Annotated in this window: 14 protein-coding genes and 1 tRNA gene; 7 read left to right on the forward strand and 8 right to left on the reverse strand. The window is 36.8% G+C overall.

The genetic code is table 11. The features are described from left to right. On the forward strand, positions 1-1,026 hold a 1,026-nt coding region (locus ACFINW_RS04775; RefSeq protein WP_375673847.1), incomplete at its 5' end, for a phage late control D family protein. Positions 1,027-1,558: 532 nt separating this feature from the next. Here the strand turns inward: ACFINW_RS04775 and ACFINW_RS04780 are convergent. Beyond that, a tRNA-Met gene (locus ACFINW_RS04780) sits at positions 1,559-1,635 on the reverse strand. 164 nt (positions 1,636-1,799) lie between these two features. Here ACFINW_RS04780 and ACFINW_RS04785 point away from each other — a divergent pair. Both ACFINW_RS04785 and ACFINW_RS04790 read left to right on the forward strand, forming a co-directional pair. Beyond that, positions 1,800-2,756, forward strand: a complete 957-nt coding sequence (locus tag ACFINW_RS04785; RefSeq protein ID WP_375613400.1) for a Gfo/Idh/MocA family protein — start codon at positions 1,800-1,802, stop codon at positions 2,754-2,756. Positions 2,757-2,805: 49 nt separating this feature from the next. Then, positions 2,806-3,924, forward strand: coding sequence for a DegT/DnrJ/EryC1/StrS family aminotransferase (locus ACFINW_RS04790; RefSeq protein ID WP_375611954.1), 1,119 nt, complete (start codon positions 2,806-2,808; stop codon positions 3,922-3,924). Between the two features lie 324 nt (positions 3,925-4,248). Here ACFINW_RS04790 and ACFINW_RS04795 read toward each other — a convergent pair whose 3' ends face one another. The 3 genes from ACFINW_RS04795 to ACFINW_RS04805 are packed head-to-tail and all read right to left on the reverse strand — an operon-like array spanning position 4,249 to position 5,515. Further along, a complete protein-coding gene (locus ACFINW_RS04795) occupies positions 4,249-4,515 on the reverse strand; it encodes a hypothetical protein (protein ID WP_375611955.1) in 267 nt (88 codons plus the stop codon). Continuing rightward, positions 4,505-4,891 (reverse strand): hypothetical protein, encoded by a 387-nt coding sequence (locus ACFINW_RS04800; RefSeq protein ID WP_375611956.1) that lies wholly within the window; start codon positions 4,889-4,891, stop codon positions 4,505-4,507. Before ACFINW_RS04800 ends, ACFINW_RS04795 begins: the two co-directional genes overlap by 11 nt. Positions 4,892-4,918: 27 nt before the next feature. Continuing rightward, positions 4,919-5,515: a DUF1134 domain-containing protein gene (locus ACFINW_RS04805; RefSeq protein WP_375613340.1), complete on the reverse strand. Its 597-nt coding sequence runs from the start codon at positions 5,513-5,515 to the stop codon at positions 4,919-4,921. Positions 5,516-5,729: 214 nt separating this feature from the next. Between ACFINW_RS04805 and chpT the strand changes: the two genes are divergently transcribed. After that, the gene (gene chpT, locus ACFINW_RS04810) at positions 5,730-6,368 is read left to right on the forward strand and encodes a histidine phosphotransferase ChpT (protein ID WP_375621390.1); all 639 of its coding nucleotides are present in this window, start codon (positions 5,730-5,732) and stop codon (positions 6,366-6,368) included. 223 nt (positions 6,369-6,591) lie between these two features. On the opposite strand, the gene ctrA is transcribed toward chpT, so the two are convergent. After that, positions 6,592-7,293 (reverse strand): response regulator transcription factor CtrA, encoded by a 702-nt coding sequence (ctrA, locus tag ACFINW_RS04815; protein WP_273790819.1) that lies wholly within the window; start codon positions 7,291-7,293, stop codon positions 6,592-6,594. Between the two features lie 564 nt (positions 7,294-7,857). On the opposite strand from ctrA, the gene ACFINW_RS04820 reads away from it, so the two are divergent. After that, positions 7,858-8,244 carry a flagellar export protein FliJ gene (locus tag ACFINW_RS04820; protein WP_375606932.1) on the forward strand — a complete coding sequence of 129 codons (387 nt, stop codon included), beginning with the start codon at positions 7,858-7,860 and terminating at the stop codon, positions 8,242-8,244. A gap of 139 nt (positions 8,245-8,383) precedes the next feature. Here the strand turns inward: ACFINW_RS04820 and ACFINW_RS04825 are convergent, their stop codons facing one another. Further along, complete coding sequence (locus tag ACFINW_RS04825) at positions 8,384-8,659, reverse strand: DUF1153 domain-containing protein (protein WP_273790817.1); 276 nt, start codon at positions 8,657-8,659, stop codon at positions 8,384-8,386. Between the two features lie 400 nt (positions 8,660-9,059). Between ACFINW_RS04825 and mnmA the strand changes: the two genes are divergently transcribed. Further along, positions 9,060-10,283: a tRNA 2-thiouridine(34) synthase MnmA gene (mnmA, locus tag ACFINW_RS04830; protein ID WP_375621388.1), complete on the forward strand. Its 1,224-nt coding sequence runs from the start codon at positions 9,060-9,062 to the stop codon at positions 10,281-10,283. Positions 10,284-10,560: 277 nt separating this feature from the next. Here the strand turns inward: mnmA and ACFINW_RS04835 are convergent, their stop codons facing one another. Next, the gene (locus ACFINW_RS04835) at positions 10,561-11,370 is read right to left on the reverse strand and encodes a TrmH family RNA methyltransferase (RefSeq protein WP_375611960.1); all 810 of its coding nucleotides are present in this window, start codon (positions 11,368-11,370) and stop codon (positions 10,561-10,563) included. Between the two features lie 766 nt (positions 11,371-12,136). Here ACFINW_RS04835 and ACFINW_RS04840 point away from each other — a divergent pair. Next, positions 12,137-13,045: a cation diffusion facilitator family transporter gene (locus tag ACFINW_RS04840; protein WP_375621387.1), complete on the forward strand. Its 909-nt coding sequence runs from the start codon at positions 12,137-12,139 to the stop codon at positions 13,043-13,045. A gap of 711 nt (positions 13,046-13,756) precedes the next feature. Here ACFINW_RS04840 and ACFINW_RS04845 read toward each other — a convergent pair. Beyond that, positions 13,757-14,596: a DUF1460 domain-containing protein gene (locus tag ACFINW_RS04845; RefSeq protein ID WP_375611962.1), complete on the reverse strand. Its 840-nt coding sequence runs from the start codon at positions 14,594-14,596 to the stop codon at positions 13,757-13,759. Positions 14,597-15,092: the final 496 nt, after the last annotated feature.

Raw genomic sequence — 15,092 nt, forward strand, 5'->3', positions numbered from 1 at the left:
ATGCGCACGCATCCTTTTATTGAGGTGAGGGTGGGGGATAAGCTTGTTCATGAGGTTTTTTATCAGCGTCTTTTAACCGCAACCATTACGGACCATGCCGGCAATGAAGCCGATACATTTGAAGCAGAGTTTGATGATAGTGGTAATGATTTAGAGGTTCCCTCAAGCAACAGCACTCTGCAAGTGATTTTTGGCTATGAGAACAGCATCAGTGCCTTTATGGGGCGTTTTGTTGTTGAGTCGGTGGTGAGTATTGGTGGCAGTGATGGAGAGATTTTGCGCCTTTGTGGCAAAAGCGCCTCGATGCGTAAAGAACTCAAAGAACAAGCGAGTGAACATTTTGATCACAAAACTGTTGGTGAGATTGTTGAGACACTCGCCAAACGCCATGGCTATCAAGCAAAGGTGAGTCCACAATTTGTCACACAAACTCTTTCTTATGTGATTCGTACAGATCAATCGGCGGTTGATTTTTTAACCCGTCTTGCGGACCGCATGCGGGCGCGTTTTTTAATCAAAGACCATAAGTTTTTATTTTTAAGCGGGGATAATTTACCAGCCCTTGAACTTCATAAGCACGACTGTTCTAACTGGGAATTCACATTAGAGCCACGCACGCAATACGGCATCATTGAAGCTTCTTATTTTGATCGCTCAAAAGGGCAGCAATGCCAAGTCAAGCATCAGACAGGGTTTAGCGGTCCCGTGCGGCGTCTTCGCAGTTGTTATCCATGTCAAGAGGAAGCTTTATCTGCCGCTGCTTCCGAGTCGGACAGGTTGTGTCGTGCTGTGGGCAGTGGCTCCTTGACCTTAGAGGGACGCCCAGAAATCATGGCGGATCAACCTCTCATCCTTCAAGGGTTTCGTGGGCAAATCAATGGGCCATGGAAAGCTTCCACTGTCACCCACCGCTATGAAAAACAAAGCGGATACACAACAGAAATCACACTCGAGGCACCAAACAAGGGAAAAGAGGCAGGAGAAAAGGAAACCTCTGAGAGACAGAAAATCAAAGGGACAACTTGACCCTTTGATCGGTGTTGAAGAGTATTGAGACCAAAATCAAAAGTTCGCATTTTGGTGTGGAGGTAAGGAATAGGTGCAACTTGCACCAATTGCATGAGTACAGCAATAGGGTAATGTTTACCCAATTCCTCAAAGGAGCAATGGTGCAAACATTGCACAATTGCAGACTGAAGAGCAATTTGGTCAAGTTGACCGAATTCCTTAAACGCTTCTCTTATTTAATAATGTCCTGAATAATGTGCTTAGGATACAGAAAAATCATCAGTCAATTTATGCTAAAAGAAGTCATACCATCTTATATACGCTGCTTCTCAAATAATACGATTCCAACTCAATGATTGATCATCTCAAATTGCGATTTTGAGCAGAAAAGAAAAAGAGGCTTTAAATGATCTTTGAAAGGTCTTTGAAGACCCTTTGAGAACCCCTTAAAAACTCTTTGAAAAAAAATAAATTGGTACAAAACCTAGTGGCAAATTATACAAAACCTGCTGGCAAGCTACAGTAAGCTACACACACAATAAAAAAGTAATGGTAGCGGAGGAGGGATTTGAACCCCCGACACAAGGATTATGATTCCTCTGCTCTAACCTACTGAGCTACTCCGCCAAAATAAGCAATCATAATTGTCAATAATTACATCTTTTGCGGATATAAGGGGTAGAATAGTAAGATGTCAAGCATCGTTTTTAAGCTTTTCTCTTGTCATTCTATTTTATCCTCGATATGTAAAAGTGTAATTTTCATATGATAAAGTAAGGTAAGGCATGAAAATGGTGCCACGTGTAGCGGTTTTAGGATGCGGTCATTGGGGTGAAAATCATATACGGACACTCCACTCTCTCGGGGCTTTAGCAGCAGTTTCTGATATTGATAATGATCGTGCTGCTAGTTTTGCAACACTGTATGGTGTAGAGGTTGTTACACCAGATGATCTTTTTACTCATCGAGATATTGATGCGCTGGTATTAGCGTTGCCGCCACAATTGCATACGCAAAATGTGCTCCGTGCTGTTAAAAATGGTAAAGATGTTTTGGTGGAAAAACCAATAGCCTTGAATGTTTCTGATGCTAAACGCCAAGTTCAGGAGGCTGAGGCCTATGAGCGAGTTTTTATGGTGGGCCATATTTTGCGTTTTCATCCAGCTTTTGAAAAAATGTGTGAATTGGTGAAAAACGGAGATGTGGGAGATGTGCGATATATTTATTCTCATAGATTAGGCTTTGGAAAATTTCACACACACAGTGATGCTTTATGGGATCTTGCCCCTCATGATCTTTCAATGATTTTGGCGTTGACAGGATGTGAACCTTCCGAAATTCGCGGTGAGGGGGCTGCTGTCGTTGATCAGATTTCTGATTTTTCTCATATTCATATGATTTTTCCAAATGGTGTGCGTAGTCATCTTTTTACTTCACGCTTGAGTTCTTATCGTGAGAGGCGTTTAATTGTTGTTGGAACAAAGGCTATACTCGTTTTTGATGATATGGAACCGTGGAGTCGTAAATTGGCAATGCACCATTTTGCCGTTTGGAAAGAAAATCAAGAGTGGGCTTTTAGCATGGATGAGCTGAATTACATTGATGTTTGTGAAGATTTGCCGCTTACTTGCGAATTACGGCATTTCCTTCATTGTATTGAAACGCGTCAATCACCTCGTACAAATGGTGATGATGCTATTGCGGTTTTACGGATTTTAACAGCTGCTGATGTCAATTATAATAGATAAAAGAGATAGGTAGCGCTTTTGCATTCTTGTGATGATCAATGGAGTTAATATGCAATTCATCGACCTTGGGGCGCAGCGTGCGCGTATTGAAGATAAAATTAATTCTGCAATTGCGCATGTAGTCGCTAGTGGTAAGTATATTTTGGGGCCAAAAGTAACAGAATTTGAAGAGAAATTGGCAGAATATCTTGGCGTTAAACATGTGATTGCATGTGCTAATGGAACAGATGCTTTGAAGATGCCTCTTATGGCTAAAAATATTGGTCCAGGCGATGCTGTTTTTTGTCCTAGTTTTACATTTTCAGCAACGGCTGAAGTGGTTGCTTTGGTGGGGGCTAAACCTGTTTTTGTTGATGTTTTACCTGATACATTCAATATTGATGTTGAAAAACTTTCTCACGCTATCGAAATGGTAAAAAAAGAGGGACGTCTAAAGCCAAAAGCTATTATTGCCGTTGATTTATTTGGACTTTCTGCTGATTATGTGCAAATTGCTCAAGTGGCTGCAAAGGAAAATCTTTTTGTAATTGAAGATGCTGCTCAATCTATGGGGGGGAGAAGCGGTAATACTATGTGTGGTGCTTTTGGTGATGTGGCTGCTACAAGTTTTTATCCTGCAAAACCATTAGGATGTTATGGCGATGGAGGCGCTATGATGACCAATGATGATCATTTTGCAGAACTTTTACGCTCTATTTTGTTTCATGGTAAAGGTGAAACGCAATATGACAATGTACGTATTGGTATGAATTCGCGCCTAGATAGCATTCAGGCTGCAATTTTACTAGAAAAGTTTGCGATTTTTGAAGATGAAATGGAAAAGCGTGTGGAAATTGCTCAACGCTATTCCAATGGCTTAAGAGATATTGTTACAGTTCCAGAAATAGGAGAAAATATTCGTTCTGCTTATGCACAATATACGATTAAGGTAAAAGAACGGGATAAATTAAAAGATTTTTTACAAAAAAATTCTATCCCTACAATGATTTATTATAAAACTCCTTTACATCAACAGCCAGCTTATAAACACTTCCCTTATGTAAAAGATTCCCTTTCTGTTTCAGAGTCTTTAGGAGAGTGTGTCTTAAGTTTACCAATGCATCCTTACTTGACACAAACGGATCAGGATATGATTATCAAAAAAATAAGAGATTTTTATCACTCTTGAGAGCGTGTTTTTATCCTTAAAATTATGGTCAAAGCTCTATTGGTGATCCATCTTAGAAGGTATTTTTTGTTAAAGTGTGTGGCCAATATTTTGGTATTATTTCCTTTCTAGGACCTATGAAATGTTGTCCTTTAGAGCGGTGATATGATTAGAAAGTGAAGCTTCTAGACAAGAAGATATTTTTTAACAGAACGGTATGGGCTAAGAAACTTTGTCCTTTAGCTTAGCAAAAAAGTCACGTTTAGTAAAAAGGATTTGGGTTATGAAAGTTACAATGAACCTTTGTTGATTTTACTCTTCATTTAAGGTGTTTTAAAAGATAACTTATTTAACAGGGCTTTTGGAGAGAAAAGTTATTTTTTGGCGAATACGTGATGCTAGGTCATTTTTGCTTTTGGATTTTTGAATCAATGTGTTGATGGGTGATGTATTCCCCTCTTGTAGCGCTATTTGAGCTGCCAATGTTGCTGCAAGTTCTTTTGTTTCTTCTCGGAGTTCTTCTAGCAATTGGTGGTTAGCGGTCGTGTCCAGCTCATGAGTTTGGATTTTTTGTAAGCGTTGCTGATAGTGTGCGACTTTTTCACGCATCATTTGTCTTTCCTTTGGAAGTGTGTAGTGTGGCGATATTTTGTTTGATTGCTATCGCTTCTTTGGTGAGAGTATCTTTTGTGGGGAGGCATAGCCGATAAAATTGTTCTGTTACTTGGCTCAGTTGTATTTTTTGTTGGACATATTTTTTTTGCAAAAATTCGTACTTTTGTTGGTTGTTTGCTAATTCTACAGCATGTTGTGCACGAAGAAAATCGTGATTTGCTTCTATTTCCGCGAGTGATAATGGCATTTTCGCACAAACATCTTTATACGCAAAATGAACGGCTTTACGCCAAATAAAAGGAGATAAAAGCACCAGTAACCAAGAAGTGAAAGCAACTCCAAGTATAAAAAAAAGAAATGATTGAATAAGCATAATACCCCTTTTCAAATAAGAAACCGTTTAAAACGGATTCCATGTCGGTCTATGTGTTAATTTTAAATATCCTATATTGATACCAAGGCGTGCGCCGACTCCTGTACGTATTGGGATTAACAAGGTATTATGGTATTTTAGGACATGAAAACCAACACCTGCAATTAAATAGGCCGAACCTGAAATACCACCATAGCGTCTCCATAAATTATTTATGCCATTAAGATTGTAAACTAAGATCATTAAACGGGAGCCTTGGCCGCCAAAATCCCATCCTACTGAGGGACCTTGCCAAAAAACTTTATGTTGACCATAGCTTTTGGTAAAAACCATTCCTTCGCCATAGGTTAATCCAGCAAAAAAGGCACCAGAAGCTTCTTCTCCTAAAATATAGGCATTGGGATAACCGTATTTTGAAAAAATATTTTGAATTGCAACAGCCAGACCACTGGCTGTTTTTCCAAAAAAAATATGACCAGAATCAATAATTTCTTGGAGTGAATAATGAGGTTCGTTTTGCTCTATTGGTTTTAGTCGAGCTTGTGTAGTGTTTATGGTGATGAATAAAAGGAAGATTAAAGATATAATATTTTTGTACCAGTATTTGAGCAGAGAGAGAGCCATGGAGTTTTCTCCTTTTATTAGTGATAAACAAAAAGATAATATTAGAATTTTCATTCTATTCAAATAAAAAATAAGATATAAGGTTATTTAAATTCTTGAATTTATTTCTGAATTTTTTAGCATGATTGTTAATGTTTCCTATTATGCATCAGATGTTAAGAGTTTTTCTTTAAAATAAATTTTGTTTTTTTGAATCTAGGAGTTTTCAATCATTATGACATTAGATATTTCTTTGAAGCCTATGGATCTTGCTGCTTTGCTTTGTAGTCGTATTTGCCATGATTTGATTTCACCTGTGGGGGCTATTCAAAATGCAATGGAGCTTTATGATGAAGGAGGAGCTGAAGAAGATGCTTTACAATTGGTGCGTTTATCCGTTGCGAGTGCTGCTGCACGTCTACAATTTGCGCGATTGGCTTTTGGTTTTGCTGGTGCAAGTGGAGGACAAATAGATACACGGGCTGCGGAGCAGGTTGCTCAACAATATATGAAAGAAGAAAAAGCAACTTTAAAATGGCAAGCTTCTTCTTTATTGTTAGAAAAAGATGAAGTTAAACTTTTGCTTAATTTATTATTGATTGCAAACGCAACAGTTTCTCGTGGTGGTGAAATTGTTGTTATGATTTTGCAAGAAGAAAATAAACGTTCTTTTCGATTTGAGGTTTTCGGTAGAACTCTCCGTATACCCCCTCATTTTCTTGCGTTATTTCGTGGAGAAGTTCAAGAAGAGCTTATTGATGCACATGTCATCCAATTTTATTACACAATGTTACTTGCTCAGATGACAGAGATGAAAATAAATATTGATGAAAGTGATGGTTGTATTGTTTTAGAAAGTGTAAAAAAGCTTTGAATAAGAGAGAAGCGCTTAAGCTGTGTTGGGAAAAGTGGCTTCGATTGAACTTATGAGCGATAAGGTTATATGTGTAAATTGGGTGTGGTTACTTCTTAAGCTTTAAGCGCTTTCTATATGAGATTTTTAGTGCGCGAGTTCTCTACTTTTAATAGAGAAAAGATCTCGGGAAAAAATCTCGGCCCGCTACACTCCGAGATTTTACAATGTGCATGTTCACTGCTTAAGCGGTTTTTCGTACGTTCTCTTCAACTGGATCACGTAATACATAACCACGTCCCCAAACTGTATCAATGTAATTTACACTGGAAGAGACTGCTTCCAATTTTTTCCGCAATTTACAAATAAAAACATCGATAATCTTTAGTTCTGGTTCATCCATTCCACCATAGAGATGATTGAGAAACATTTCCTTGGTAAGGGTGGTACCTTTGCGTAAAGAGAGAAGCTCTAACATTTGGTATTCTTTACCGGTTAAGTGAACAGGGCGCCCTGCAACTTCGACAGTTTTTGTGTCAAGGTTAACGGTGAGATCTCCGGTAACAATAACCGATTGTGCATGTCCTTTTGAACGACGAACAACTGCATGGATACGTGCAATGAGCTCATCCTTATGAAAAGGCTTCGTCATATAGTCGTCTGCTCCAAAGCCAAAACCACGAACCTTGTCTTCAATGGCATTCATACCAGAAAGGATTAGGACAGGAGTTTTTATTTTTGCCAACCTTAGAGTCCGCAAGACATCATACCCTGACATGTCAGGCAAATTCAGATCAAGCAAAATGATATCATAATCATAGAGTTTTCCTAAATCGATACCTTCTTCACCCAGATCAGTGATATAAACATTAAAGTTTGCCGACTTTAACATCAACTCAATGCTTTGAGTAACTGCTCTATCATCTTCAATTAATAATACGCGCATTTTAGATCCCTCACTTTGCTCCTTCACGAATCATAAGGAGCATTTCTATTTTATATCAGTTAGCAAAACCACTGTTATAAAAACAATTCATTAAATCAAACACTTATAAAAAAGCGTTTATGAACATTTCAGTAGTACGCGTAACAATCACTACTAAATTCCCCACTATCCATGATAGTGGTTAACAAAATATTTTTATTTTTGAAAGAGGCTACAAAATTATTTTAGAAAAATCTTATATTTTTTAACATAATAAAAAAGGAGGGCTTTTTCTATAAACTTTAACTTAAAAAAATTTGTAAAAGAGCTTTGTAAATTACTTTTTTACAATTTCAGTGTTTATTTACTGAGCTTTAAACCTCTTCAGTTTATAATGGGGGGAAAAGTTAAAGAAATAGTTATTGCTCTTTAAAGCAGATTGTATTTTCAGATGCTTTAATGCAAGGCAAAAATTATTATAATTTCAAGTTAAGAGACTGTTTTTGTCGGATAGATATATAACTAAAAGATATTTATTGGGTGTGAATACGAGTTTTGAGTTGGCGCAATCAAGGAGTAGTGAGTATGAAGCCACGAGAAAATATGGTGCGATTGAGGATGTTTCAAGTGCGTGGAAAGCGCCGTGAAATTGCACAGCTTGAGATGATGATCGCAGAATTTGAACGAATGGTGTTAGAGTTGGAAGCACAGATTACTCATGAAGAACGTAAATCTGGAAACAATGATGTTCACCATTTTGCTTATTCTGCTTTTGCGCGTGCAGCGCGGCAAAGACGTGATAATCTGATCAATTCAATTCGTGATTTAGAACTTCAAAAAACAAATGCTGAAATTGCTCTCCATGAAGCTAATACAGAGCTGCAACGTGCACAGCTTTTGGAAGCACGAGAAAAGAAGATTGCTGCGGATGATAAGGATATTTTGATTCAATCTAATTCAATGGTTGGCTAATTTAATGGCTGGATGATAAAAGCAATTATTGAAAAATCCATTCTTTTAGGTTTATCTTTTGGATATAGTATAAAATAGCCAAACTTCTATCAAGTTTGGCTGTTTTATAGATTGCTTTATGTTATTAATCAATGGCAACTTAATGCCTATAGTGTTGAATCTTGGTCGTTCGTAATCCCGCTAAACCGTGTTCATCGATTAAACTTTGCCATGAAAGAAATTCTTCTACAGTCAAAGTATAACGGTGGCATGCTTCGTCAAGACTTAACAATCCACCTCTGACAGCCGCAACAACTTCAGCTTTGCGACGAATCACCCAGCGCCGTGTTGTTTGCGGCGGTAGGTCGGCAATTGTAAGCGGACTTCCATCTGGCCCAATAACATATTTCATTTGTGTTTTTATCAAGTTGCTCATTCGTATCCTCTACCTTTAGTCAAGGACTTGATTCGTTTATAGAGCATGAAATTTAAAAAAGAGCTAAAAGCGCTGAAAGAAAATTAATAAAGTGATTGGGTATGTAAAAAGAAGCTCAAGTTGAAGTGTGTAGAAGAGATTCTTGCAATATTTTACCGGATTTTTCAAAAGAGAAAAAAGGTTTTCTAAAAGGATTTCTCCTAAACGATTACCATTATGCCTTATTTCCATCATTCTTTTTTTGTTTGCAGCAGCTTTTAAGAAAGTAATGCCTATGGTTGTGGAAAGGATAAAAAAATAATATAAAGACAATCAATCGTGTAAAAGTGCTAAAGAGCGTGCATCAGAATGTCAACATATGGCTAGCCATTAAACAGAGCATTAAATAGAGAATGAATACATGTTTTTAAACAGTCTTGATTTACCAGGACAACCTGAGGATTCTCGCATTGTTGTTGCAATGTCGGGGGGGGTTGATTCATCGGTTGTTGCAGGTCTTTTGAAAAAGGAAGGGTATAATGTTATTGGCATTACGTTGCAGCTTTATGATCATGGGGAAGCAACGCATCGGGTGGGGGCGTGTTGTGCAGGACAAGATATTGAGGATGCACGCCGCGTTGCAGAAACATTAGGAATACCGCATTATGTTCTTGATTATGAAAAGCGCTTTCGCGAAGCTGTTATTGATCCTTTTGCAGAAAGTTATGCTCATGGAGAGACCCCAGTACCATGTATTGCATGTAATCAAACGGTTAAGTTTGCTGATTTATTAGCAACCGCACGCGAATTGGGGGCGGATGCTTTGGCTACGGGACATTATATTCGTTCGCGTTCCAACGGAGCGCATCGAGCACTCTTTCGTCCTCTCGATAATGATCGTGATCAGAGTTATTTTCTCTTTGCAACGACACAAGAACAGATTGATTATTTGCGTTTTCCACTTGGTGACCTTCCAAAAGCCCGCGTTCGTGAAATGGCAGCAGAAATGGGCTTTGTGGTTGCCAATAAGCATGATAGTCAGGATATTTGTTTTGTTCCACAAGGAAAATATTCAGATGTTATCGCAAAACTGCGTCCAGAAGCAGCTAATCCTGGCGTTATTGTCCATATTGATGGAAAGATTTTAGGTAAACATTCGGGAATTGTTAATTATACGGTTGGTCAACGTCGTGGTATTGGGGTGTCAACGGGTGAAGCGCTTTATGTAGTTTATCTCGATGTGGAAAATGCACGTGTTATTGTTGGACCGCGTGAAATGTTAGAAACGCATAAGCTTTTTTTACGTGATGTGAATTGGCTTGGTGATGAGTCGTTAGATAATTTCCCTTCTCAAGGTATTGAGGTGGCTGTAAAGGTGCGTTCAACGCGTCCTCCTCACCTTGCGCGCTTACATTATAAAGAAGGTATTTTTTCTGTTGATTTATTGGAATGTGAAAATGGTGTGGCACCAGGGCAAGCTTGCGTTCTTTATGATGGAAATGGTCATGAGGCGCGTATTCTTGGGGGAGGATTTGTAACACATTCAGAACGTGCAGCTGATACTGAAATGATGTTGAAGCGCGTTTTATGCAATCTCGAAACAAAAGATCCTGTTTCCTCAGAACTAAAAACAACAGCTTTATAAAGCATAGTAGATTGATTTATAATGATATTTTTTAATCTTAAACTTGAATGAGAGACTTCCGGAAGATTTTCTCATTGAAAGTTTGTTTTATGATTGAATCCATCAAAATTATATCTTCTGCACGTCATAAGCGGGGTTAGGGGGTGGAAAGTGATGAAAAAAATGTAAAAATGTTTTTTATCAATGCTTTCAAAGGCTAGGGAACGGCAATATTATTGGAGACTGGTAGATAACATACAACATTAGGTATGTTCTATAACTTGAAGTGTTATCATCTTTAGTGGTCAAAGTTGGTAAAATGAGCAAGTGCAATACCTGAGGCTGTGGCAACATTAAGGCTGTCAAAACCGTCAGTCATGGGAATACGTAAGGTGTTTGATTGTTTTAGTATGTGGAGTGGTAAGCCATCGCCTTCTGTTCCAAAAATAAGTGCTATTCTTTTGCTTTTGTTGGCTTGTTTGAGAGTGTGTGAGGCAGAAGGGGAGAGTGCATAAAGATGAAAGTTTTCATCGTTTAGAGCAGCTATAATGTCATCTATATCAGCGTTTTGCGTATAGGGTACTTTTAAAGCAGCGCCGGCAGAAACTCTTATTGATTTGCGATAAAGTGGATCGCATGAGGTTTTGTCGACAATAATGCCATTACTGGCAAAGGCTGCTGCATTACGAAAAATTGATCCCATATTATCGTGATTCGAGATACCACATAAAACAAGAATCAAAGCTTTTTCTGGAAGATATTGTAAAAAACTTTGTAAGGATGGCAGTATTTTGCGTTTACCAATACCCAGAACACCACGATGAACATGGAAGCCGGTGATATTATCCATAACTTTTTGTGGAACGCAATAAATGGGACATAGGGGCTGTGTTTTTTCTAAAAGCGGTAGAAGTCCAGAGAGACGGTTTGCTACGATGAGCAGTGAGATGGCAGAAAACTCTTTCGAATGTAGTAATGCGGACAATGTTACTTTGCCTTCAGCAATAAATTGATGTTGCCGTCCAACAAGATCTTTTTCACGGATATTATGATAGGCTTTTAGGCGTGGATCATCTGTTTCATTGATTGTTATGATATTCAAATGCATGCGAGATTTTTAGTGCTTTTTTCTTATGATTTCCAGATGTTAGAATTTGTTTTATTTAAAAAGAAGAGATAAAAAAATATTTTTTAAAACTTATGGTAGAATTTGTATTGACAATATGCAACCATAGGTATAATGTAAAAATACTGATACGGAATCATATATTTTTTCTCGTATCGGGTGCAGTGTCTTGGGTCCCCGCTATTTCCCAAGTTCTGTATGCCCTTAGTTTTTAAGGGAAAAGAATCTGGGTCCCCAATGCCCAGATTCTTTTTTTTGAGGGTAATCATTGTTCTTCTTTTTATATCTAAATTTTTCAGTAAATCATATTTTAAAATCCTGTTGACCTGTAAAGTTACCGTAGAGTGCTAAGATATTTTTTCTAAGGTGCAAAGATGGCTTATAGATGGGTTATAATGCACATCATAAGACTGAAAAATAATGCATGATCATGATAGATTTGAGCAAAAACAAGTTTTTCGTTTATGAGAAGTGAGATGGCTTTAAGTTATTCAGAAAACGATTAATAATGAAGGTTATGTGTTTGATTGCTCTTGGGAAAGCTCTTTTTTCTATTATTTTCTCTCTTCTTTATTTATTGGTGCTGTTCGTGTAACTGAGCAGTTTTTACGATAATAATGGTGAGCTGAGGCGTTTATTGTATGATGAAGCTTCTGTAATATTGAGGAAAGATCGTCGTTATGCCAAAAGTATAATGATATGGTTGAAAATATTAATTCCCTATTTCGTGAAGAAAAGGATGAGGTTCATGGATGTAAAAATCAATATACAAAGCTTAACTTTATACTCTATTTTTATTGCGTGTATTGTTTTTGCTTTGAAATATTGGGCATATCACATCACAGATTCGGTTGCACTTTATTCTGATGCATTGGAATCAATCGTTAATATTCTTGCGTCATTGGCAGCATGGTGGGCTGTTAAAGTGAGTATGAAGCCAGCAGATCATGATCATCCCTTTGGGCATCATAAAGCGGAATATTTTTCCGCAATTCTTGAAGGGGTACTCATTATTATTGCGGCAATTGTTATTTTAAGAGAAGCATGGATAGCTCTTTCTACCGTTAAATTGTTGCAGAAACCTGGAATATGGCTTGTTATTCATCTTATTGCAACTGTCATAAACTGTATGTGGGGAATGGTTCTTATTGGGCAGGGAAAACTCCATCGCTCACCGGCTCTTAAAGCTGATGGAGTACATTTTATAACTGATGTTTTTACGTCGCTTGCAATTTTAATTGGTTTGATTGCCGGTTTTGTCGGAGGATGGGGAGCTTTAGATCCAATTTTAGCGATAATCGTTGCCGTTAATATTCTCTTACAGGGCTGGAAGGTGATTAGAAATGCTGTTCAGGGATTAATGGATGTTGGCGTTGAATTGAATGAAAGCATGCGGATTCGTGAGCTGATTTCTGCAAATGCATCGGGTGCGCTTGAGGTCCATGATTTGCGGACGCGTGTTGCTGGGAGGGTTACTTTTATAGAGTTTCATTTGGTTGTGCCTGCTATAATGCAGGTAGGAGAAGCACATAAAATTTGTGATAAAATCGAAGCTGTTCTTCAAAAAGAATTTGATAATGTGCGTATTTCTATTCATGTCGAGCCTGAAGATGAGGCAAAATTGCCTCCTGGTACAACGGTGATCCCTTTTATATAAAAAGATTTTTTCAAATGGGTTGTCATGTTACGAACATTAATTTTTTACGGTGTGGCAACTCATATCTCTTGAAAATACGATGATGCTCTTTTGTTGATTGTATTTTTGCATCAATAAAGGGGAAGATTAAACAGAGTCTCTTAAGGCAAGATTTATTTCGTACACTGTCATTTAAGGTGTGGTGAGATAAGACCTATAAAATTTGATCTCTTAAGCATTTTTTGAGTGCGCGGTCAATGCCGAGCAGTAAGGCTTGCTGGTGGCGTTTAATTGAATTACATGAAATGGTTATCCGCTGAAATTGGCTTAAGAAGATGTATTGTTTACGGGGCTGTCAAGAATAGATCTCTTGGTTTTGAGGGCGAGAGGAAATAGAGCTTAATTATAAATTTTATATAAAATACTTTGTGAGACAATAATCATAACATACCTTATTTTACTTATGCTTGCAAAAAAATATTTTTTATATTCATAAAGATTAGAATGGCGGTGGTCTATAGATAATTCTTAGCTCGAGCATATGAAAAGAAAGTATGATACAAGAAATAACAGAGTTTTGCTTGCCTTCAGCCTTCAGTCAGTAAAGGTAATTATAACCGCCATTCTTCAAATATGATTTTATCCGTGTAGATTATACAAAGTTAGACGTTTATCTGAATAGCTTCAGTATATCTATTAAGAATAGAAAAGCTATTTCATATCGCTATGATGTTATTCAAGGGCTCTTAAAACGACGATTCCTGGTGTTTTTGCAACATAATCCATAAAAGGGGTATCGACGACTTTTTCATTTTCTTTGTGTGAAGGAGCATGTCGTAACATCGGCCCTTTATCTGTCATGATAAAGAAACTCACATGTGTTACATCCAATCCAGCAAGTTTTGCATAAATACCAATGAAATCCCCTGATTTTAAACGGCTTATAACCTCTTCATTAATAAAGTTACTTGGAATATACGTTATTGTGCGTTTCACAACTGGAAGTCCAGGAAGATAGCTTTCACCATCAGCTTTTTTGTTGAGATATTTTTCTATTTTTACCGCATGGGGACTTATTTCAGCGGTAATATCAGTGGCGAGTTTATATTCTCTATAAGCCCAATCCGTAAAAAAATGTTTCCGATTTAAAAAATCAACATTACCGTTAATATAACGCGTTTTTATGACGTTATTTATGAATTCTGTTTGGGATGTTGATTTGCGCAATGCTTCAACATAATCCATACAAGTGAAGTTATCTAAGCTTCTAAAATCAATAATCAGTTTTTCTGGTGTATTTTCTGAGCCATGTAACATATTAGCTTTGTAAGGTGTTCCTAAAAAAGCTTCAGAAAGAAAGTCAATCACGGCTCCTTTTTCGTGATCATTTATTTCTGAACGCTTTTTGAGAAGAGCATTTAATTTATTTAAAGTATAGGGATCTAGCTCTACGCTGGTTGTTTGTTGTGTTTCTATTTTATTTTCTATCCCCCCCTCTTGTGAATAAGAATTTTGGACATCACGTCCTATCACTAGCATTAAAGTGAGAATTAATAGGGATATTTTTTGCATTTTACACACCATTTTTAAATTTAACAATTCACGGACAACACGTACTAAAAGAACTGTTTTCTCATGCTTATTAGATTTTAATGTAGTAATAACATATAATATTGATTGATTCAATAAATATAATCAGTTTTTACAGTATTAATATATTTTACGATGATTATTAAATATTTAAATTATTATATGGCATTGATTTATCTAATAGAGTTGATGTTTTAAAAATTAGCAGTATGATAAGTTGTAATAATGTATTATAAAATTATTTTGATATTCTATGTTTTACGAGGAATTGTTTAATGATTTATTCTCATAAGTATTTTTTTAAATTAATATAAAATATATTTTTTATATTTTGATAATGATATATCAAGTAAAAAATAATTTTATATTTTTATCTTGACTCTTTTTGTAATTTTTAATTTGTTATTATTTCATATATGAAAATTATACAGCATAGAATACTTTTAAAAGGAAAAGGGAGTTAAAAGAGAGCGGGGGA

This window comes from Bartonella sp. AA18HLJMS, assembly GCF_042197245.1.
Lineage (GTDB): Bacteria > Pseudomonadota > Alphaproteobacteria > Rhizobiales > Rhizobiaceae > Bartonella.